This window comes from Pseudomonas sp. Van50 (assembly GCF_055390755.1).
Genome location: NZ_AP024343.1, coordinates 1042102 through 1062199, shown reverse-complemented (window position 1 = coordinate 1062199; position 20098 = coordinate 1042102). Strand labels below are relative to the sequence as shown.

At 57.3% G+C, this 20098-nt stretch carries 17 protein-coding genes and 1 other RNA gene; 14 read left to right on the top strand and 4 right to left on the bottom strand.

Features of this window, described 5'->3' with window-relative positions; genetic code table 11:
- Nucleotides 1–6 precede the first annotated feature (6 nt).
- Entirely contained in the window at nucleotides 7–1410 is a 1404-nt protein-coding gene (locus ACZ5M5_RS04490; protein WP_060743081.1) for a sodium-dependent transporter, read from the bottom strand.
- Nucleotides 1411–1528: 118 nt separating this feature from the next.
- On the opposite strand from ACZ5M5_RS04490, the gene smpB reads away from it, so the two are divergent.
- Entirely contained in the window at nucleotides 1529–2011 is a 483-nt protein-coding gene (gene smpB, locus ACZ5M5_RS04485) for an SsrA-binding protein SmpB (protein ID WP_042730880.1), read from the top strand.
- Between the two features lie 328 nt (nucleotides 2012–2339).
- Here smpB and ACZ5M5_RS04480 read toward each other — a convergent pair whose 3' ends face one another.
- Complete coding sequence (locus ACZ5M5_RS04480; protein WP_060739232.1) at nucleotides 2340–3107, bottom strand: FCD domain-containing protein; 768 nt, start codon at nucleotides 3105–3107, stop codon at nucleotides 2340–2342.
- Nucleotides 3108–3370: 263 nt separating this feature from the next.
- On the opposite strand from ACZ5M5_RS04480, the gene ACZ5M5_RS04475 reads away from it, so the two are divergent.
- The 8 genes from ACZ5M5_RS04475 (at nucleotide 3371) to ACZ5M5_RS04440 (ending at nucleotide 13357) form a co-directional block, all read left to right on the top strand.
- The gene (locus ACZ5M5_RS04475; protein WP_060743082.1) at nucleotides 3371–5065 is read left to right on the top strand and encodes a lactate permease LctP family transporter; all 1695 of its coding nucleotides are present in this window, start codon (nucleotides 3371–3373) and stop codon (nucleotides 5063–5065) included.
- Between the two features lie 150 nt (nucleotides 5066–5215).
- A complete protein-coding gene (locus ACZ5M5_RS04470) occupies nucleotides 5216–6040 on the top strand; it encodes a (Fe-S)-binding protein (RefSeq protein ID WP_103308922.1) in 825 nt (274 codons plus the stop codon).
- Complete coding sequence (locus ACZ5M5_RS04465; protein WP_103308921.1) at nucleotides 6037–7506, top strand: LutB/LldF family L-lactate oxidation iron-sulfur protein; 1470 nt, start codon at nucleotides 6037–6039, stop codon at nucleotides 7504–7506. The genes ACZ5M5_RS04470 and ACZ5M5_RS04465 overlap by 4 nt, the downstream gene beginning before the upstream one ends.
- Complete coding sequence (locus tag ACZ5M5_RS04460) at nucleotides 7503–8174, top strand: LutC/YkgG family protein (RefSeq protein ID WP_464738702.1); 672 nt, start codon at nucleotides 7503–7505, stop codon at nucleotides 8172–8174. Before ACZ5M5_RS04465 ends, ACZ5M5_RS04460 begins: the two co-directional genes overlap by 4 nt.
- Entirely contained in the window at nucleotides 8171–11038 is a 2868-nt protein-coding gene (locus tag ACZ5M5_RS04455; RefSeq protein WP_464738701.1) for an FAD-binding and (Fe-S)-binding domain-containing protein, read from the top strand. Before ACZ5M5_RS04460 ends, ACZ5M5_RS04455 begins: the two co-directional genes overlap by 4 nt.
- Nucleotides 11039–11134: 96 nt before the next feature.
- A complete protein-coding gene (locus ACZ5M5_RS04450; RefSeq protein ID WP_060739237.1) occupies nucleotides 11135–11422 on the top strand; it encodes a hypothetical protein in 288 nt (95 codons plus the stop codon).
- A 96-nt stretch (nucleotides 11423–11518) separates the two neighbouring features.
- Nucleotides 11519–11915: a transfer-messenger RNA gene (ssrA, locus tag ACZ5M5_RS04445) on the top strand.
- A gap of 185 nt (nucleotides 11916–12100) precedes the next feature.
- Nucleotides 12101–13357, top strand: coding sequence for an integrase domain-containing protein (locus ACZ5M5_RS04440; RefSeq protein ID WP_464738700.1), 1257 nt, complete (start codon nucleotides 12101–12103; stop codon nucleotides 13355–13357).
- 445 nt (nucleotides 13358–13802) lie between these two features.
- On the opposite strand, the gene ACZ5M5_RS04435 is transcribed toward ACZ5M5_RS04440, so the two are convergent.
- The gene (locus tag ACZ5M5_RS04435) at nucleotides 13803–14531 is read right to left on the bottom strand and encodes a FadR/GntR family transcriptional regulator (protein WP_464738699.1); all 729 of its coding nucleotides are present in this window, start codon (nucleotides 14529–14531) and stop codon (nucleotides 13803–13805) included.
- A gap of 472 nt (nucleotides 14532–15003) precedes the next feature.
- Here ACZ5M5_RS04435 and ACZ5M5_RS04430 point away from each other — a divergent pair, with 472 nt between their 5' ends.
- The 4 genes from ACZ5M5_RS04430 to lhpI are packed head-to-tail and all read left to right on the top strand — an operon-like array spanning nucleotide 15004 to nucleotide 18165.
- Complete coding sequence (locus ACZ5M5_RS04430; protein WP_464738698.1) at nucleotides 15004–15678, top strand: amino acid ABC transporter permease; 675 nt, start codon at nucleotides 15004–15006, stop codon at nucleotides 15676–15678.
- 2 nt (nucleotides 15679–15680) lie between these two features.
- The gene (locus tag ACZ5M5_RS04425) at nucleotides 15681–16418 is read left to right on the top strand and encodes an amino acid ABC transporter permease (RefSeq protein ID WP_464738697.1); all 738 of its coding nucleotides are present in this window, start codon (nucleotides 15681–15683) and stop codon (nucleotides 16416–16418) included.
- A 50-nt stretch (nucleotides 16419–16468) separates the two neighbouring features.
- On the top strand, nucleotides 16469–17197 hold the full coding sequence (locus ACZ5M5_RS04420) for an amino acid ABC transporter ATP-binding protein (protein ID WP_439958657.1): 729 nt from the start codon (nucleotides 16469–16471) through the stop codon (nucleotides 17195–17197).
- A 20-nt stretch (nucleotides 17198–17217) separates the two neighbouring features.
- On the top strand, nucleotides 17218–18165 hold the full coding sequence (lhpI, locus tag ACZ5M5_RS04415) for a bifunctional Delta(1)-pyrroline-2-carboxylate/Delta(1)-piperideine-2-carboxylate reductase (protein WP_464738696.1): 948 nt from the start codon (nucleotides 17218–17220) through the stop codon (nucleotides 18163–18165).
- 335 nt (nucleotides 18166–18500) lie between these two features.
- Here the strand turns inward: lhpI and ACZ5M5_RS04410 are convergent, their stop codons facing one another.
- A complete protein-coding gene (locus tag ACZ5M5_RS04410) occupies nucleotides 18501–19223 on the bottom strand; it encodes a FadR/GntR family transcriptional regulator (RefSeq protein WP_464738695.1) in 723 nt (240 codons plus the stop codon).
- A 615-nt stretch (nucleotides 19224–19838) separates the two neighbouring features.
- On the opposite strand from ACZ5M5_RS04410, the gene ACZ5M5_RS04405 reads away from it, so the two are divergent.
- Entirely contained in the window at nucleotides 19839–20039 is a 201-nt protein-coding gene (locus tag ACZ5M5_RS04405; protein WP_464738694.1) for a tautomerase family protein, read from the top strand.
- Nucleotides 20040–20098: the final 59 nt, after the last annotated feature.

Below are 20098 nucleotides of genomic sequence, written 5' to 3'. Positions count from 1 at the left end.
TAAGCGTCACTTCCACAGCTGGGCGGCAAACACTACGAGAATGCCGATGGGCGCCACATAGCGCATCAAGAACAGGCTCAAGGCAAACAATACCGGGCTGCGCAGCGACAGTTCATCACGCACCGCATCGCGCCCCATGACCCATCCTGCAAACACCACGAAACACAAACCACCCAATGGCAGCATGATCCGAGATGTGAAGAAATCAATCACGCCGAAGAAATCCAGCCCTCCAGTCGCCCCCCACTGATAGAGATGGAACAGCCCGCCTTCGTTCACGAAAAACTTCGCTTGCTTCCATATATTGAAGGAAAACACCGTACCCAGGCCGACAAACCAGCAAGTGAAAGCCAGCCAGAACGTCACCCAGGCGCGGCTGATGCGGGTCCGCTCCACCAAGTAAGCCACCATGGGTTCCAACAGGGAAATGGCCGAACTCCAGGCCGCGATGGCCACCAGCACAAAAAACACCACACCCATCACTTGGCCGAAAGCCATGCTGCCGAAGGCGAAGGGCAGGCTGACAAACATCAACCCCGGCCCCTCACTGGGGTTCAGGCCAGCGGCGAACACAATCGGAAACAATGCCACACCCGCCAGCAGCGACACGAAAGTGTCCAGCAGCGCGACGCCAAAGACGGTTCGGGTCAGGGAGGCGTTCTTGGGCATGTAGGCGCCGTAGATCATGATCGAACCGACCCCGACGCTCAGGGAGAAAAACGCATGCCCCATGGCCGGCAGCAGGCCGTCCAGGACTTTCTCCGGCTGGAAGTCGAACATGAAATGCACGCCTTCCATGAAATGCCCGGTGGTCATGCTGTAGCCCAGCAGCACCAGGATCATCACGAACAGCAATGGCATCATGATCCGCAGGCTGCGCTCGAGCCCGGCCACCACGCCCCGGGCAATCACCACCGCCGAGAGGACCATGAAGATCGTGTGCCAAAGGGTCAGCCTCCAGGGATCGGCGATCACATTGCCGAAGTAGGCGCCCACCTGATCCGGCGTGGCCCCTTGGAAATCCCCGCGCCCCATGTCGATGATGTAGTCCAGGGACCAGCCACCGACCACGCTATAGAAAGACAGGATCAACAGCGCCGTGATCATCCCGGCGAAGGCGCCCCACGACCACTTGGTCGAATGTCCAGCCTCTACCGCCAGTACCTTCAGGGCATTGGCCGGGCTTTGTCGGGCCCGACGCCCGATCAGCGTCTCGGCCAGCATCACCGGTGCGCCGATGAGCGCGATGCACGCCAGGAACATCAACACGAAGGCGCCGCCACCGTAGACGCCGACCATGTACGGAAACTTCCAGATACTACCCAGCCCCACGGCAGAACCGGTCGCCGCGAGTATGAAGACCCAGCGGCTAGCCCAACTGCCGTGGACAGAAACCTTGTCTGTCGACATCGTGATCACGCCCAAGCGTTCAAAAAAGAGGCCGCATTGTCCGGGATTCACTCAACGTGCTCAAGCACGCAGGTTCACCGTAGCCGACACGCCCGCAACTGCCTATAATGCCGCCCCTATGGCTAAACAGAAGAAACACCCCACAGGGACCATCGCGCAAAATAAAAAGGCGCGACACGATTACTTCATCGAACAGCGTTTCGAGGCTGGCATGGTCCTGGCCGGCTGGGAAGTAAAGAGCTTGCGTGCTGGCAAGGCGCAGTTGGTCGACAGTTATGTACTGCTCAAGGACGGCGAGGCCTGGCTGCTGGGCAGCCATATCACGCCGCTGACCACCGCCAGCACCCACGTGATTGCCGACCCGGTGCGCTCGCGCAAGCTGCTGCTCAACAAGCGCGAGCTGGAAAAGCTCTTCGCCTCCGTGCAGCAGAAGGGCTACACCTGCGTCTGCACGTCGTTGTACTGGAGCAAGCACCTGATCAAGTGCGAAATTGCCCTGGGCAAGGGCAAGAAGGAGTACGACAAGCGCGATACCGAACGCGAACGCGACGCCGGCCGCGAGCTGCAGCGTGCGGTGCGCAACAAGGGCAAGGAAGACTGATTCTTTCGTCCTTGGGACCGCTATCGCGAGCAAGCTCGCTCCCACAGGATCACGGCGATACGCAAACCCTGCGCTCACCTAAGATCCAATTGTGGGAGCGAGCTTGCTCGCGATGGCGTCGACTCATTCAACATTGATGGGTCAGACTGACCGCATTCGCGAGCAAGCTCGCTCCCACAGGATCGCGGCGATACGCAAACCCTGCGTTCACCAAAGATCCAATTGTGGGAGCGAGCTTGCTCGCGATGGCGTCGACTCATTCAACATTGATGGGTCAGACTGACCGCATTCGCGAGCAAGCTCGCTCCCACAGGCTTCGCAAGCACGCTCACATCCCCTTGCGCCGCTCCGCCCGCGCCACCCGCTGCACTTCCTGGCGCACCTCCTCCAAGACTTCCTGCACATACAAGATATGTCGGCTGGACACTTCCCGCGCCTGTTCGGCATGCCCTTCCATAATGGCCTGGTACAACTCCCGATGCTGGCTGATCAGCATGTCGCGGGTTTCACTGCGCTGCTTGTACATGCCGCCGATGTTGGTGACGACGTTGCGCTTGAGCAGGTCGAACAAGCCCCGAATGGTGTGCAGCAAGACTGCGTTATGACTGGCCTCGGCGATCGCCAGATGGAACCGGGCATCTGCCGCGCCCTCCTCCGCCCGGCTGACCTCGTCGTGGCGCGAGTAACAATCCTGCAGCTCGCCGAAGGCTGCCGTCAGCCGCTCGCGATCCACATCCGTGGCCCGTTGTGCCGCGTAATACGCACAGGACGCCTCCAGGGTGTGGCGGAACTCCAGCAAGTCACGTTGCGCTTCGGGATTGCTTTCCAGCAGTTGCAGCAGCGGATCGCTGAATGTCGAGCCCAGTGACTCGACGACATAGTTACCGCCGCCCTGGCGACTGACGAGCAAGCCCTTGGCGGCCAGTTTCTGGATCGCCTCGCGCAATGAAGGACGTGACACGCCGAACTGTTCGGCCAGGGTCCGTTCGGCCGGCAGGCGCTCGCCGGACTTCAGCGTGCCCTCAAGGATCATGCCTTCAAGCCGCTCGACAATATCGTCAGACAAACGGCGCTGACGAATCTGATCAAACCCCATAACTCAATTCTCCACGATCCCGACGGCTCGCCGGGCTCTCTATTCTGGCCCATCCGGGCCGTACCTACACCCACCAAAAGCCATTTGTTCGAACGGATCAGATGCCCTCTGCACCGCTTATTCGACGAAAGTTTCAGGGCGGCAAATTGACACACGACAACCAAGGCTTTTACCCTAGCCAACAGCGCTTGTAAATTGGTATTACCAATTAACCAAATCCGCTGACCAGTGCCTGACCAACAACAATTAGGGGCCCACCCATGATGCAAACCTGGCAACAGCTCTACAGCCCGCTCGGCAGCCTCGGCTTGTCCGCACTCGCGGCCGTTATTCCCATCGTATTTTTCTTCCTGGCCCTGGCGGTGTTTCGCCTCAAGGGCCATGTGGCCGGCAGCATCACCTTGGCCCTGGCGATTGCCGTGGCGATTTTCGCGTTCAACATGCCCGCCGACATGGCCTTCGCCGCCGCCGGCTATGGCTTTGCCTACGGCCTGTGGCCCATCGCCTGGATCATCGTCGCCGCGGTGTTTCTCTACAAACTGACCGTCAAGAGCGGCCAGTTCGAGGTGATTCGCAGCTCGGTGCTGTCGATTACCGATGACCAACGCCTGCAAGTGCTGTTGATCGGTTTCTGCTTCGGCGCATTCCTGGAAGGTGCCGCCGGCTTCGGCGCACCGGTGGCGATCACCGCCGCGCTGCTGGTCGGCCTGGGCTTCAACCCCCTGTACGCCGCGGGCCTGTGCCTGATCGCCAACACGGCCCCGGTGGCGTTCGGCGCCCTGGGCATTCCGATCATCGTGGCCGGCCAGGTCACCGGAATCGATGCCTTCAAGATCGGCGCCATGACCGGTCGCCAACTGCCCCTGTTGTCGCTGTTCGTACCGTTCTGGCTGGTGTTCATGATGGACGGCCTGCGCGGCGTGCGGGAAACCTGGCCAGCAGCGCTGGTGGCCGGCTTGAGTTTCGCCATCACCCAGTACTTCACCTCCAACTTCATCGGCCCGGAACTGCCGGACATCACCTCGGCCCTGGCCAGCCTGATTTCCCTGACCCTGTTCCTGAAAGTCTGGCAGCCCAAGCGCACCGCCGGCGCCCAGATTGCCGGCGCGACTTCCAGCGCAACGGTCACCGCCAGCGTCGGCGGTTTCGGCCAGCCGCGCAGCACCGTGGCTTCGCCCTACAGCCTGGGGGAAATCATCAAGGCCTGGTCGCCGTTCCTGATCCTGACCGTGCTGGTGACGATCTGGACCCTCAAGCCGTTCAAGGCCATGTTCGCCGCGGGCGGCTCGATGTACGGCTGGGTGTTCAACTTCGCCATCCCGCACCTGGACCAGATGGTGATCAAGGTCGCCCCCATCGTGATCAACCCCACCGCCATCCCGGCTGTGTTCAAGCTTGATCCGATTTCCGCCACCGGCACGGCGATTTTCTTCTCCGCACTGATCTCGATGCTGGTGCTGAAGATCAATATCAAAACTGGTCTTACCACTTTTAAAGAGACGCTTTTCGAGCTGCGCTGGCCGATCCTGTCCATCGGCATGGTGCTGGCCTTCGCCTTCGTCACCAACTACTCGGGCATGTCGTCGACCATGGCCCTGGTGTTGGCCGGCACGGGCGCAGCGTTCCCGTTCTTCTCGCCGTTCCTGGGTTGGCTGGGCGTGTTCCTGACCGGTTCCGATACCTCGTCCAACGCGCTGTTCAGCTCGTTGCAAGCCACCACCGCGCACCAGATCGGCGTCAACGACACCTTGCTGGTAGCGGCGAACACCAGCGGCGGCGTGACCGGCAAGATGATTTCGCCACAATCGATCGCGGTGGCCTGCGCGGCGACCGGGCTGGTGGGCAAGGAATCGGATCTGTTCCGTTTCACCCTCAAACACAGCCTATTCTTTGCAACGATTGTCGGCCTGATCACGTTGGCCCAGGCCTACTGGTTTACCGGCATGCTGGTTCATTAAGTCCTACACGCGATACTGGAAAAACCGACGCCGAACCGTGATTCGGCGTCTGCTATTCACAACCGGGTCTGCAAGGCTGCTGAAAGATTTCCTGGCTATATTCAGCAGCCTCAGCGGACGGATAACCGGGACCACCCGGAGACACGCCTGATGAGCGAGCTTTTTTACAACGCCGTACCGAACGCGACCCGTGTCGCCCCGCCCTTGCCCGAACCTCGGCAATACCCCAGCGAGAAGCCGCGTCGGGTCTACCTGTTCGGCACGTGCGTGGTGGACCTGTTCTATCCCGAAGCCGGGATGGATGCGATTCATCTGCTGGAACGCGAAGGGATCCGGGTGGACTACCCGCAAGGGCAAAGTTGCTGCGGACAACCGGCCTACACCTCGGGGTACACCGAGCAGGCGCGGACGGTGGCACGGTCGCAACTGGCCCTGTTTGCCGAAGACTTTCCGGTGGTGGTGCCCTCGGGTTCCTGCGCCGGCATGCTGCGCGAGCATTACGCCGACCTGTTCAAGGACGAGCCGGAGACCCTCAAACAGGTGCAGGCCCTGGCGGCCCGGACCTATGAACTGGCCGAGTTCCTGCTGTTGGTCTGCAAGGTGCAGTTGAACGACAGCGGCGAGCCGGTGAAGGTCGCGCTGCATACGTCTTGCTCGGCACGGCGTGAGATGAATACCCACTTGCACGGCCGCGCGTTGTTGGCGCAGTTGCGTAATGTGGAGCGAGTCGAACACAGCCACGAAAGCGAGTGCTGTGGGTTTGGCGGGACGTTCAGTGTCCGCATGCCGGATATTTCCGGCGCGATGGTGGCCGACAAGACCCGGGCGCTGAAGGAATCCGGCGCACATCAGGTCCTCAGCGCCGACTGCGGTTGCTTGATGAACATCAACGGCGCATTGGAAAAACAGCAGGAGGCGTTGCGCGGCAAGCACCTGGCAAGCTTCCTCTGGCAGCGTACCGGAGGTGCCGCATGAGCACGCCGACGCTGATCCCCACCGTTGAAGTACCGGTTGAGGCGCAGGAAGATTTTCGCGCCCGGGCCCACAAGGCCCTGGACGACACGCAACTGCGAAACAACTTTCGCAGCGCGATGGATTCACTGATGACCAAGCGGGCAGCGTCCTTCAGCGATGCCCACGAAAGAGAACACCTGCGGGTGCTGGGCAATGCCGTCCGCGCCCGTGCGCTATCCAAGCTGCCCGACCTGCTCGAGCAACTGGAAACCAACCTGACCCGCAACGGTGTGAACGTGCACTGGGCGGAGACGGTGGACGAAGCCAATGGCATCGTCCTCTCGATCATCCGCGCTCACGAGGCGCGGCAAGTGATCAAGGGCAAATCGATGGTCAGCGAAGAGATGGAGATGAACCATTTCCTCGAGGCTCGAGACATTGAATGTCTCGAATCCGACATGGGGGAATACATCGTCCAGCTCGACCACGAGAAGCCTTCACACATCATTATGCCGGCGATCCACAAGAATGCCGGTCAGGTCGCGTCCTTGTTCCACGACAAACTCGGCGTGGAGTACACCAAGGACGTCGACCAACTCATTCAGATCGGTCGCAAGGTATTGCGGCAGAAATTCTTCGAAGCCGACATCGGCGTCTCCGGCGTCAACTTCGCCGTCGCCGAAACCGGCACGCTGCTGCTGGTGGAAAACGAAGGCAATGGGCGGATGTCCACCACCGTGCCGCCGGTGCACATCGCCGTGACCGGTATTGAAAAAGTGGTGGAGAACCTGCGCGATGTCGTGCCACTGCTCTCGCTGCTGACCCGCTCGGCCCTCGGCCAGCCCATCACGACCTACGTCAACATGATCTCCGGGCCACGCAAGGCCGATGAGCTGGACGGCCCCCAGGAAGTCCACCTGGTCCTGCTCGATAACGGACGCAGCCAGGCGTTTGCCGACAGCGAACTGCGCCAGACGCTGAACTGCATTCGCTGCGGCGCCTGTATGAATCATTGCCCGGTCTATACCCGAATCGGCGGCCATGCCTACGGCGAGGTGTACCCGGGGCCTATCGGAAAAATCATCACGCCGCACATGGTCGGCCTGGCCAAGGTGCCGGACCACCCGAGCGCCTCTTCGCTGTGCGGCGCCTGCGGTGAAGTGTGTCCGGTGAAAATCCCGATCCCCGCGCTGCTGCGGCGGCTGCGGGAAGAAAACGTCAAGGCGCCGGACAGCCCGAACCAGGTGATGCGCGGCCAGGGCAGCAAATACTCGCCCAAGGAGCGCTTCATTTGGAATGCTTGGGCCTGGCTCAACAGCTCGCCGCGGCTGTACCGACTGTTCGGGTTCCTCGCCACGCGCTTGCGCGCCCTGATACCCAAAAACGTCGGCCCATGGACCCAGAACCACAGCGCCCCCCAACCCGCCGCCCGCTCATTGCATGACCTGGCCCGCGAACACCTGAACCAGCAGGGAGACCGCCAATGAGCGCCAAGGAAAATATCCTCGCCAAGCTGCGTAAAAGCCTGACGGGCACCACGCCGGTTGCCGACAATTTCGATGTCGAACTGGTGACGCAAACCTATCGCTACGCGCCGGAGGAACGCATTCCTCAGCTGCGCAAGCTGATGGAAGCGGTCCACACCGAAATCCACCTGACTTCCGAGGAAGGCTGGCCGGCCCTGCTCGCGCAATTGCTGCGCGACCGTCAATTGCCGAGCCTGCTCATCGCCCCGACCACCGCACACGGAAAAAAAATCGCACAGTTCTGGGCGAACAATCCGGACCTGCCAACTCTCAAGGCTTACGACCGACCGATAGAGGAATGGAAAGCCGAGTTGTTCAACGACACCCCGGCCAGCCTCACGGGAACCCTCGGCGCCATCGCCGCCACCGGCAGCCTGATTCTCTGGCCAACGCGGGAAGAGCCACGGCTGATGAGCCTGGTACCACCGGTGCATTTCGCCCTGCTCAAGGCCAGCGAGATCCGCGACAACTTTTATGAAGTGCAACAGGAATTCGAATGGGCCCAAGGCATGCCCACCAATGCCCTGCTGGTGTCCGGCCCGTCGAAAACCGCCGACATCGAACAAGTCCTGGCCTATGGCGCCCATGGTCCGAAGGATCTGGTGGTCTTGATTCTGGAGGACCAATGACCCTTCCGGCCCCTTTCCTGCGCGACGTCCAACAGCTGATCCCACAGAAGCGACGTTTCGACGATCCCTTGTCGACCTTGGCCTTCGGCACCGACGCCAGTTTCTATCGGCTGATTCCGAAACTGGTGGTACGCGTCGAGTCCGAAGATGAAGTGATTGCCCTGCTGAAACTGGCCCAACGGGACCAGGTCCCTGTCACGTTCCGCGCCGCCGGCACCAGCCTGTCCGGCCAAGCCATCAGCGACTCGGTACTGATTGTGCTGGGGGATAACTGGAACGGTCGCGAGATTCGCGAACAAGGCACGCAGATTCGTTTGCAGCCCGGCGTGATCGGCGCCCAGGCCAACGCCTGGCTGGCTCCGTTCGGGCGCAAGATCGGCCCTGATCCGGCGTCGATCAACGCCTGCAAGATCGGCGGCATCGTCGCCAATAACGCCAGCGGCATGTGCTGCGGCACCGCGCAGAACACCTATCACACCCTGGCCGGCATCCGCCTGGTACTGGCCGATGGCACACGCCTGGACACCGAAGACGACAACAGCGTGGCGGCTTTTCGTACAAGCCATGGCGAACTGTTGGAACGCCTAGCCACCCTCGGTCGCGAAACCCGCGCCAACACCGAATTGGCCGCTCGAATTCGCCACAAATACCGTCTGAAAAATACCACCGGCCTGTCACTCAATGCCCTGGTGGATTTCGACGAGCCTGTGGATATCTTGAGCCACCTGTTGGTGGGCTCCGAAGGCACCCTCGGCTTCATCAGTGCGGTGACCTACAACACCGTCATCGACCATCCGAACAAGGCTTCGGCGCTGATCGTATTCCCGGATGTGGAAACCTGCTGCAACGCCGTCACCGTGCTGAAAAGCCAGCCGGTATCGGCCGTGGAACTGCTGGACCGCCGCAGCCTGCGCTCGGTGCAGGACAAACCAGGCATGCCGGATTTCGTACGGCATCTGTCGATTAATGCCTGCGCCTTGCTGATCGAATCCCGCGCGGCTTCTTCGTCGTTACTACAAGAACAGCTGGCCCGAATCATGACCTCCCTGACCGGCTTCCCGGTGGAAAAACAGGTCGACTTTACCGAAGACCCACGGGAAAACGCCCGGCTCTGGGCGATCCGCAAAGACACCTTTCCAGCCGTGGGGGCGGTACGCAAGACCGGGACCACGGTGATCATCGAAGACGTGACCTTTCCGGTGGAGCAACTGGCCCTCGGCGTGAACCGCCTGATCGAGTTGTTCGACAAACATCACTACGACGAAGCGATCCTTTTCGGACACGCGCTGGAGGGCAATCTGCACTTCGTCTTCACCCAGGGCTTCAACAGCGCCGAAGAAGTCGCACGCTACCAGGCGTTCATGGATGACGTGGCGCACTTGGTGGCAGTGGAATTCGGCGGCTCGCTGAAAGCCGAACACGGCACCGGGCGCAACATGGCCCCGTTCGTCGAGCTGGAATGGGGCAGTGATGCCTACCAGTTGATGTGGCAGCTCAAAAGACTGCTCGACCCCAATGGCATCCTCAACCCGGACGTGGTGCTCAGCGAAGATCCGCAGATCCACCTCAAGCACCTCAAGCCCCTGCCGGCCGCCGATGAGATCGTGGACAAGTGCATCGAATGCGGCTTCTGCGAGCCGGTGTGCCCGTCCAAAGACCTGACCTTGAGCCCGCGCCAGCGCATCGTCATCTGGCGGGACATCCAGGCGAAAAAACGCGCCGGCACGGACACCACCGAACTGGAACGTGCCTACCAATACCAGGGCATCGACACCTGCGCCGCCACGGGCCTGTGTGCGCAACGTTGCCCGGTAGGCATCAATACCGGCGAGCTGGTGAAAAAACTGCGCAGCCGCGACGCGACGAAGACGAAAACCGCCAACTGGATTGAAGGAAATTTCGCCACCACGCTGCAAGGCGCACGCTTTGCCCTGCACGTCGCCAACGGTGCGCGCATGCTGTTGGGCGCACCCCGCCTGGCGAAACTGTCGGCCTCATTGACGCGCCTGTCCAAGGGCCAGGTGCCACAATGGACCAGCGCCATGCCGCAACCGGAAAAGGCCATCCGTTTCAGCCCCACCGTGCCGGACGAACGCCCGCGCGTGGTGTACCTGGCGGCTTGCGTGTCGCGGGTCATGGGCCCGACGGCGGCGGACAAGGAGCAGATGTCGCTGTACGACAAGACCCGCAGCCTGCTGGAAAAGGCCGGCTACCAGGTGGTTTTTCCAGACAATGTGGACAGCCTCTGCTGCGGCCAACCCTTTGCTTCCAAAGGCTACACAGAACAGGCCGAGCACAAGCGCCAGGAACTGATCAGTGCCTTGCTGCATGCCAGTCGCGGCGGGCTCGACCCCATCTACTGCGACACCAGCCCCTGCACGCTACGGTTGGTCCAGGACCTTGGTGACGTGCGCCTGGACCTGTACGACCCGGTACGCTTCATCCGTACCCATTTGATGGAGCGTCTCGACTTCACCCCCCAGGAGGCGCCCATCGCCGTGCACGTCACCTGCAGCACACAGCACCTCGGCGAAAGCCAGGCGCTGATCGAGCTGGCGCGCAAATGCAGTAAAAACGTGGTCATTCCCGAAGGCATCCATTGCTGCGGTTTCGCCGGCGACAAGGGCTTCACCACACCCGAGCTGAACGCCCACTCGCTGCGAACCCTCAAGGACGCGGTTCAATACTGCACCGAGGGCATTTCCACCAGCCGTACGTGTGAAATCGGTCTGACGCGTCATGGCGAAATCGACTACCACGGATTGGTGTATCTGGTGGACCGGGTGACACGCTCCAAAACCGCCACCATGGAAGGAGGGTCTCCGGCATCAGTTAAAAAATCGAATTCCTGCGATTCGTTGTAGTCACTTGAATAGGCCCGGTTCCGCTGGGCCATCTACCGACTCGGCCCGGCCGCGACTGTCCAGCGGCACCGAGACCATACGTTTAAGGAGATACACATGAAGCGCACCGCACTTGCTGGCTTGTTCATTTCCGCTGCGATGTTGGCCTCTCCGGTGTTTGCAGGGAGCCAGGATGACCTTTGCAAAATCAATCTGCAAAAGATCAGCGACGCCAAAGTCAGCACCGAGCAAATGAGCGAAGGTCTGAAGACCGACATCGACGCCACCGTTGGACAAGCCAAGGCTGAGCATGCCAAAGGCACCAAAGAAGGCACCGAAAATTGCATCTCGTTGACCAATCAGGCCATCCAGAAGCTACAGAACAACACCAAAGGCGGCCAGTGACACCGCAGTTGGCCAACCTTCGGGTTGGCCTCAGACGCGGATTGGCGTACACTGCACATGCCTGCCGCTCCAACAGCTTCATGGAGCGACAGGTTCGGGGCCGTTTAGGATTCGACGCCGGTTGCGAAACTTTAGGTGCATGCCGAGTTGGTAACAGAACTCGTAAATCCACTGTTGCAACTTCTATAGTTGCCAATGACGAAAACTACGGCCAGGAATTCGCTATCGCTGCGTAAGCAGCCTTAGATCCTGAGCTTCTGGTACCTTCGGGTCCAGCAATCATTAGGGGATGTCCGTAAACCCAAAGTGATTGTCATATAGAACGGAATCGCCGTGCAGTACGTTGTGGACGAAGCGGCTAAAACTTACACAACTCGCCCAAAGCACCCTGCCCGTCGGGTCGCTGAGGGTTAACTTAATAGACACGGCTACGCATGTAGTACCGACAGCAGAGTACTGGCGGACGGGGGTTCAAATCCCCCCGGCTCCACCACTTTTACATCTAAAGACGTCCACGGACGTCTTTTTTTGTGCCTGAAATCCAATAAATGCGGGGATTTCAGGGATATTGTGGGCTTTGGAAGTTTTCTGAGTTCCAGGCGCTTTGGTATCCCAGGTGGTATCCCGGGCTACTAGGTGCTATTTTCAGGATACCAAAACGGTGCTGGAGGTAGCCCCATGCCTACTAACGCAACCCGCCTCTCTGATCGCCAGCTCAAGGCAGTTAAGGCAACTGGTAAAGACTTTGTCCTCAGCGACGGCGATGGCTTGCAACTTCGAGTACGCGCCAGCGGCTCGATGATGTGGAATTTTAATTACCGCGAGCCGTTAACCAGAAGCCGTATCAATATGGCGCTCGGCCCATACCCAGACCTCTCGTTAGCCAACGCCCGAAAAAAAGCCTTAGAGGCACGTGAGTTGCTCGCTCTGGGCATTAATCCCAAAACCCAACGCGATGAGGCACGGCAAGCCAAGCTCGCTGAAACTGAACACACCTTCGAGAAGGTGGCCACGGCCTGGTTCGAATTGAAGAAAGACTCCGTAACCAAGGCCTACGCCGAAGACATCTGGCGCTCGCTAACTCTTCATGTTTTTCCCAGCATGAAAACGACGCCGCTCTCGCAAATCACTGCTCCAATGGTTATCAAGATCCTCCGTCCAATTGAGGCCAAAGGCAGTCTCGAAACAGTGAAGCGATTGAGTCAACGCCTTAACGAGATCATGACCTACGGGGTCAACTCCGGACTGATATTCGCGAACCCCCTCAATGGAATTCGGGCAGTGTTCAAGAAGCCCAAGAAAGAGAACATGGCCGCGCTACCACCCGAGGAGCTACCCGAACTCATGATGGAAATCGCGAACGCCAGCATCAAGCGCACGACTCGCTGCCTGATTGAATGGCAACTGCACACGATGACTCGTCCTGCCGAGGCGGCTACCACCCGATGGGCAGACATCGACTTTGACAAGCGCATTTGGACCATTCCCCCAGAACGGATGAAAAAGCGTCGACCTCACACAATCCCGCTGACCGACCAGGCGCTCTCGTTGCTAGAGACACTCAAGCACCTTAGCGGGAACAGGGAATTCGTATTTCCCTCAGACAGAAATCCGCGCACCCACGCTAATAGCCAGACAGCTAACATGGCATTGAAACGCATGGGATTTCAGGACCGCCTGGTTAGCCACGGCATGCGGTCCATGGCCAGCACTATTCTGAACGAACATGGGTGGGATCCCGAGTTAGTCGAAGTCGCTTTGGCACATGTCGATAAGGACGAAGTCCGGAGCGCCTACAACCGGGCGGACTACATCGAACGCCGTCGTCCGATGATGGCGTGGTGGAGCGAGTACATCCAGAAGGCGGCGACTGGCAGCCTGTTAGCATCTGCGATCAACCAAACAAAGGAACGCAAGGTCTCCCCAATACGCTAAGCGTGGATAGGCTAGCGACAGTCGCGCCAACCCGTTATCCGTGGTATGCAGCATGACGACTGCCGTCGCAGGCTGAGCAACTGGAAGCTGCAGCACCAAGCAAAACATTGAGGACGTTCCGGTATCGCAGGATATCGTTAGCTGGTCGCCACGAGACAGTTTAACAACACGTATTTTTTCGCCCCCTTTGATATGTTGGGCAGTACGTGCAGGCCCGCACGGTATTCCCATGCGCTGCAAGCTCATCGGCTTAAGGTGCAAGCTTCTAGAACGACCAGCCAAGGCAAAAATGCCAGAAGTGTACAAACTGAGATTTTCTATCGCGATCGATCCGGGGAAACGTATCGATATACCCAATTCGACCGTATCTAAGGCAGCACCGTCTAACCGTCAATCCTCGCATTTTGACACTCGTTCTATCTTGGCCCATTACCGCCAGTCATCATCACTCAAGCGAGCTGATATCTCTATGCACGCGCTTGAGGTGGCCTTCCACATAGAACGCAGCCGCCTCTTCATCTCCTGAGACGATTGCTTCATAGATCAAGCGGTGTTCAGCGACATACAACTGTATCCGCTCAGAGTCGTAGATACCGTCATCCCTCAACCGGTTCCAGAGTGGCTGGGCCATTGTCCGATCAATTTCGTCGGCAATTTTAGCGATCAACACATCTCCAGTCATGAGCGCGAGTTGGTGGTGGAATTTCCTGTCGCATTCACTCCAGAGAGCTTGCTGCTTGACGTCGCTGATGTCTTTTACGTCAGCCATCTGAGAAAGGTACCGCTCTGCCAGCTCATTCCTTTTTGCTTTCCGAGCGGCGAGTCTAGCGATTGCTGGCTCAAGCAACATCCTGACCTCAAGGGTGCTGATGGGGCTGTAGTCCGCTTCGGTCAGCAAGAAGTGTGGGCCGGGGCGTTCGTGGTCACGGTCGACGACGTAAGTTCCAGACCCGTGTCGTGTGATCACAATTCCTTCGTTCTGAAGCGCGCCTATAGCCTCACGGACTGCCGGTCTACTTACCTTGAAGCGATGTGCGAGATCCCGCTCAGAGGGCAGTCTAGAACCTGTTGTGAAAGCACCGGTACTGATTCCTTGGCGTATTTGGTCGGCTACCTGTTCATAAATCTGTTTGGGACGGAACTCAAGCTGCATCACGCTTTGGTCTCTTGTCATGACCACTTACCATTAATTGGTTTTTATTGAGTATATCCCCTTGAGCCATAAATAGTGACCAGTTTTGGTGCGCCAAGGCGACGACTGGTCATTTTTAGGGCCGTTTTTTGGCGTTTAAGGCTAAGTGGTCGTTGCGCGACCCAAAAAGCGGGCATATTATTGACCAGTAACTGGGTTGATTCACGACCAGTCCTGACGTTTTGGCACGGTTGTGGCTTGTGGATATCACAGGTGAGCCATCAGTGGTTCAGTCAATTGACCAGTTAAGCCCCGCAGGGGCAGGCAGGAGAGTAGAGATGAATAAAAAGAAGAAGCTGTACATCAATGTGCTCAATGCGATACGGCGTTTAGCCTCCGAAATTGATACTGAAGCTCATGGAATGGGCTGGGCAGGCTACCCATGCCCTTATGTAAGGATAGAGGTGTATCCGGATTGCGATCAGCCCAAAGGCCGTCGCACTGGGGGGCGACCATGTCATTCCTAAGCGAATACGGGGGCGTGCTCCTCGAAGGCCTGGCGATCACTCTGGTTTTGTCGGTATGCAGCTGGATCTTATCGTTTGCTGTTGGATTATTTCTGACGCTCGTGCGGATGACCAAGATCAAAGTCATCGAATGGTGTGTGCTTGCTTTCGTTGAATACCAGCGAAATGTTCCGCCTCTGGTACATATTTTTCTGTGGTATTTCGGTGTAAGCAGCATTCTTCCTGAGAGTCTTCAGGAGATCGTGAATGAGTATCACGGTGAATTTGTCTTTGCAGCAATCGCTATTGGCCTCTATTACGGTGCCTACTTCGCGGAAGACATTCGAAGTGGCTTACGAAGTATTCCGAAGGGGCAGCAAGAAGCTGCGCGTGCTATCGGATTGAGCTACGCCGGCACAATGCGTCGAGTCATCCTGCCTCAAGCTTTGCGGGTCGCGATTCCGCCGCTACTGAGCAACACAGTAATGCTTGTGAAGACCACAAGCCTGGCGATGGTTATCGGTGTAATGGAGCTGACTTACGCCACGAAAGAGGTGGCTAGCGGCACATTCAGAATTTTTGAAACTTACGGCATCAGTACAGCGATGTATGTCGTGGTCGCGCTCACCTTGCTGTTCATCGGCGGCTGGATTGGGCAGCGAGTACGGATTAAGGGGCGCTAATCATGATCGACATTATTCATGAGTATTGGTTGCTGTTTCTCATTGGCTCTTACCCTAATGGCCCTCTGGGCGGTATCGCGGCAACCGTACTGTTGTCCATCATCGGTATTGGTCTCGCCTTCCCTCTGAGTGTGCTACTGGCTCTGGCTCAGTTGAGTCCATTCAAATGCATTCGTTATCCAGCAACGGCGATCCGCTATCTGTTGCGCAGCATCCCACTGGTAATGCTGATCTTCGGTGCCTACTTCATTGTGCCGCTTATCGTGGGTCGTCCCGTGGCGGGATTTACCACCATGGCTGTCACGTTGGTGATTTTTCAATCCGTGTATCTGGCTGAGATCGTCAGGGCTGGGATCGAGTCTCTCCCAAAAGGGCAGACTGAGGCAGCGGCTGCATTGGGTATGGGTTACTGGACACGGACTCGTAAGATCGTCCTCCCCCAAGCACTCATCAATATGCTCCCAAGCATGGTTGGCCAATTCGTGACAACCATCAAGGACACATCCCTTGGCTACGTAATTGGCGTGAACGAGCTGACCTACGCGGCCAACCAAGTGAACAGTTCTGTTATCACTGAACCGTTCAGTGTGTTCCTGGTGCTATCGCTAGCCTACTTCGTCATCTGCTTTGCCCTGACTCAGGCGGCACGCTTGCTCGAAGCTCGCTTAGAGCGTCGCTATACGCGCACCGTCGCCCAGATTCCCCCAAACGCACAAAATGCACCAGTTACGGGACATTGATCACCATGACTATTAAAAGTAATAGCGCTGTGGCGCCTAAGTCCGACTCCATAATCTCATTGCGTGATGTAAACAAATGGTATGGAGAGCATCACGTCCTAACTGACGTAAGTGCAGAGGTAAAAAAGGGCGAAGTGGTTGTCCTGTGTGGGCCCTCTGGCTCTGGGAAGTCGACGTTGATTCGCACGATGAACCGCCTTGAGGAAATAGGCTCGGGAACGATTCATGTGAACGGGCAGGATGTTCAGGGTAAGCACGTCGATGTGAATAAGATGCGCAGCCATATTGGCTTTGTGTTTCAGCAGTTCAACCTGTTCCCTCATCTGTCGGTGCTTGAAAACGTAACGTGCGGCCCTTTGTGGGTCAGCAAATCTAAGCAGGCCGAGACTCGCGATTTGGCCATGAGCCTCCTCGAAAAGGTTGGTCTTGGCCACAAAGCGCAAGCGTATCCAAACCAGCTCTCCGGCGGTCAACAACAACGAGTTGCGATTGCTCGCGCGTTGGCAATGAATCCACCTGTGATGCTGTTTGATGAGCCGACTAGCGCGTTAGATCCCGAGATGGTGGGAGAGGTGCTGTCTGTGATGAAGGCTCTTGCTGCCGAAGGTATGACCATGGTGTGCGTGACTCACGAGATGAATTTTGCTCGCGAAGTTTCGGACATCGTCTGGTTCATGGATCAGGGATGCCTACTCGAAGTAGCTCCACCTGAAGAGTTCTTCGCTTCGCCAAAGCATCCACGTGCCCAGCAATTTCTCTCCGACATCCGTCGCCACTGATTTTACCAAGGAGTCAACAAATGAGTAATCCATCAACCACCAACGTGGCTGAAACCAATGCTCCGATCATCGTTTGTGATCAGGCCCAGACTGCGGCGTTGCTGGATTTCAGCAAGCTTGTTGATGCAATCGCGACTGCAGCTAAGGAGTTGGATCAGGGGGCGATTCTAAGTCCTGAGCGTATGGTGGTTCCGCTGGGAAATGGCGGCGTTCTGCTCAGCATGCCCGCAACTGCTAATGACATTGGTATTCATAAGCTGGTTAACGTCCAGCCAGGTAACGTCCAGCGAAAACTACCAACCATCAACGGTACAGTGACTGTCTGCGATGCCGTCACAGGCAAGATAACCTGTCTGTTGGATGGCCCGGAAGTAACAGGGCGCCGTACTGCTGCGGTAACCCTCCTTGCGATTCGCACCTTCCAAAAAGAGGCTCCAAAGCAAATCCTGCTGTTCGGTACCGGCGCTCAATCGCGCTATCACGTCCAGGCCATTAATGCTCTTTATCCTGAAGCGAAGATTTTCGTTCGAGGCTTGGATCTGGAGATGGCAACAGAGTTCTGTGACCGCAACCGTGAGCTCCATGCCCATCTCGAGCCTCTGGGTAGCAGCGTGCCAGATGTCGATGTAGTGATCACTGTCACCACCAGTACCGAACCTGTTTATGACGAGTTGGCCAAGGCTGGCCGCCTCGTGATCGGTGTTGGTGCCTTCAAGCCGGAAATGGCTGAAATCGGAAAAGTGACTTTGGACAGCAGCACTATTTATGCCGATGAGCCTGTTGGGGCTCAACATGAGGCGGGTGATCTTCTGCGTGCAGGTGTCGATTGGACTCAGGTTGGTTCGCTAGCTGACGCTCTGAAAAACGGTATCGACGTTTCGAGGCCTGTTGTGTTCAAGAGCGTTGGTACAGCCGCCTGGGATTTGGCTGCATCGCGAGTGGCGCTGGCGGCCCTTACAGAAAAGTGATTATCGAACTCCTGAAATCACTTTTTCCAAAAACACTGTAGGTGTTCGCACTGGTGGCCAACCATACTGCAAGGTGATTTCAGGGTTGCCACGTATTCCTGGCAAAACCATTGTTGAGTGTCGTATATGGTAATTGGGAAAGGCTGTTGATATTCGCCAAGTGCTGATGTTTGAACACTGTTCTTATGCCCGGGAAATCATCGTTGGTGATATCCCGGTCATTCTGATCTTTCCGGTAGGGCTGCATTAACGGGTTTGATTGCTGATCGCGATCTGCAAAAAAACCGGATTTCTGGCTCGCTTAGGAGCTCAGGCAGTAGGGCCTCTTGCCTGACCTAATCTGCGTTTGTGATATCCCGATGAACGCGCTTGAGGTGACCTTCGACGTAGAAAGCTGCTGCCTCTTCGTCACCTGTCACGATTGCCTCGTAGATCAATCGATGTTCCGCCGCGTACAGTTGAATTCGCTCTGGATCGTAGATTCCATCGTCCCGCAGACGATTCCACAATGGCTGGGCCATGGTCTTGTTGACCTCTTCTGCAATTTTTGAGATCAGGATGTCGCCAGTCATTTTTGCCAGTTGGCGATGAAATAGCCGGTCACACTCGCTCCACATGGCTTGCTGGGCGGGGTCAGTGATGTCCTTAACATTTGACATCTGATCGAGATAACGCTCGGCAAGCTCATCTCGTTGGGCTCGTCGTGCGGCGAGCCGAGCAATTACAGGTTCAATGAGCATGCGAACTTCTAGGGTGCTGACGGGGCTGAAGTCAGCCTCCGCAATGGCATCCTCGGTGCTCAATACTGTATCTCGCGATGCTGGGACAATTGTCTCGGCAACATAGGTTCCTGAACCGTGCTTAGTGAGAACCATGCCTTCGTTCTGTAATGAACCTATAGCTTCGCGCACTGCAGGTCTACTAACTCTGAGTATTTGGGCCAGGTCTCGCTCGGAGGGAAGGCGAGAGCCGCGAGCATAGAGGCCACCTTCGATGCCGGCTCTAATTTGGTCGGCAACCTGTTCATAGATCTGCTTCGGACGAAAATCTGCTTGCATGGACGTATCTCGTAGCCTCGGCGGCCTTTAAAGGTGTTCGATACCGCCCGGTCTGTAAGTCCGGCGCTTCTGGAGCTCGAAGTTAAAACAGGCGTTTGGCCGAAATATTACCACTCTTCAATTTTGTCAGCTGCTGCCCAGATTTCCCGTACATGCGCATGAGCGGCCTCTTGGTAACCAATCTGAATCATTCTCTCGATGAATGGTATTTTTTTCTGTCCAAATGGCAGTGAATATCAGGTTATACCTATTGCAACCCGCTAAAAGTGGGCTTAGCATAACCACTATCTGGGCGATTTCATGACCAGTTGCGCTTTTTTACGTGCGGTTGCCTCAGAAGCGACCGAGTAAATTTTTGGTTCTGCAGATTACCAGGTGCTTTTCCTGGTGCTTGGTGGGTATCCAAATGACTCAAAACAAGATCGGCCATCGACGTTCTCCGCACCATCCCTGGAGGGCTTCAGTCCAGCACGTCGAACGCATAGGTTCCAGTGAAGCTGGATCCATAGGCGTCCTCCATACACAGTTTGTATCGCCCCTAATTAGCCTCCAACGCTTCTCTTTCAGGTACCAACTGCCGCAGCTCGTTCCATGCTCTGAGTATTGGAGGCTTCAATGCCAATCGTCCGCGTAGAAATGCTTCCTGGCCGTACGCAGCAGCAAAAAGCCCAATTCGCCCGAGAAGTCACTCGCCTTGCTGCGGATGTTCTCGGCTGTCCTCAGGAACTGGTTGATGTGCTGTTCATCGAGGTAGGCGGCCAAGACTGGGCGCGCGCTGGGCAGCTCTATGAGCCTGCTGCCGAGAAGCTTTGCTAACGATCATTTTCATTGTCGTAACTTCCACTTCAGCGTTCGCTAGAGCGCAGGTAATCAGA

Excerpts from the sequence above, each read along its gene's own strand:
- ACZ5M5_RS04490 (WP_060743081.1), bottom strand. The coding sequence starts at position 1,410 with ATGTCGACAGACAAGGTTTCTGTCCACGGCAGTTGGGCTAGCCGCTGG.
- smpB (WP_042730880.1), top strand. The coding sequence starts at position 1,529 with ATGGCTAAACAGAAGAAACACCCCACAGGGACCATCGCGCAAAATAAA.
- ACZ5M5_RS04480 (WP_060739232.1), bottom strand. The coding sequence starts at position 3,107 with ATGGGGTTTGATCAGATTCGTCAGCGCCGTTTGTCTGACGATATTGTC.
- ACZ5M5_RS04475 (WP_060743082.1), top strand. The coding sequence starts at position 3,371 with ATGCAAACCTGGCAACAGCTCTACAGCCCGCTCGGCAGCCTCGGCTTG.
- ACZ5M5_RS04470 (WP_103308922.1), top strand. The coding sequence starts at position 5,216 with ATGAGCGAGCTTTTTTACAACGCCGTACCGAACGCGACCCGTGTCGCC.
- ACZ5M5_RS04465 (WP_103308921.1), top strand. The coding sequence starts at position 6,037 with ATGAGCACGCCGACGCTGATCCCCACCGTTGAAGTACCGGTTGAGGCG.
- ACZ5M5_RS04460 (WP_464738702.1), top strand. The coding sequence starts at position 7,503 with ATGAGCGCCAAGGAAAATATCCTCGCCAAGCTGCGTAAAAGCCTGACG.
- ACZ5M5_RS04455 (WP_464738701.1), top strand. The coding sequence starts at position 8,171 with ATGACCCTTCCGGCCCCTTTCCTGCGCGACGTCCAACAGCTGATCCCA.
- ACZ5M5_RS04450 (WP_060739237.1), top strand. The coding sequence starts at position 11,135 with ATGAAGCGCACCGCACTTGCTGGCTTGTTCATTTCCGCTGCGATGTTG.
- ACZ5M5_RS04440 (WP_464738700.1), top strand. The coding sequence starts at position 12,101 with ATGCCTACTAACGCAACCCGCCTCTCTGATCGCCAGCTCAAGGCAGTT.
- ACZ5M5_RS04435 (WP_464738699.1), bottom strand. The coding sequence starts at position 14,531 with ATGACAAGAGACCAAAGCGTGATGCAGCTTGAGTTCCGTCCCAAACAG.
- ACZ5M5_RS04430 (WP_464738698.1), top strand. The coding sequence starts at position 15,004 with ATGTCATTCCTAAGCGAATACGGGGGCGTGCTCCTCGAAGGCCTGGCG.
- ACZ5M5_RS04425 (WP_464738697.1), top strand. The coding sequence starts at position 15,681 with ATGATCGACATTATTCATGAGTATTGGTTGCTGTTTCTCATTGGCTCT.
- lhpI (WP_464738696.1), top strand. The coding sequence starts at position 17,218 with ATGAGTAATCCATCAACCACCAACGTGGCTGAAACCAATGCTCCGATC.
- ACZ5M5_RS04410 (WP_464738695.1), bottom strand. The coding sequence starts at position 19,223 with ATGCAAGCAGATTTTCGTCCGAAGCAGATCTATGAACAGGTTGCCGAC.
- ACZ5M5_RS04405 (WP_464738694.1), top strand. The coding sequence starts at position 19,839 with ATGCCAATCGTCCGCGTAGAAATGCTTCCTGGCCGTACGCAGCAGCAA.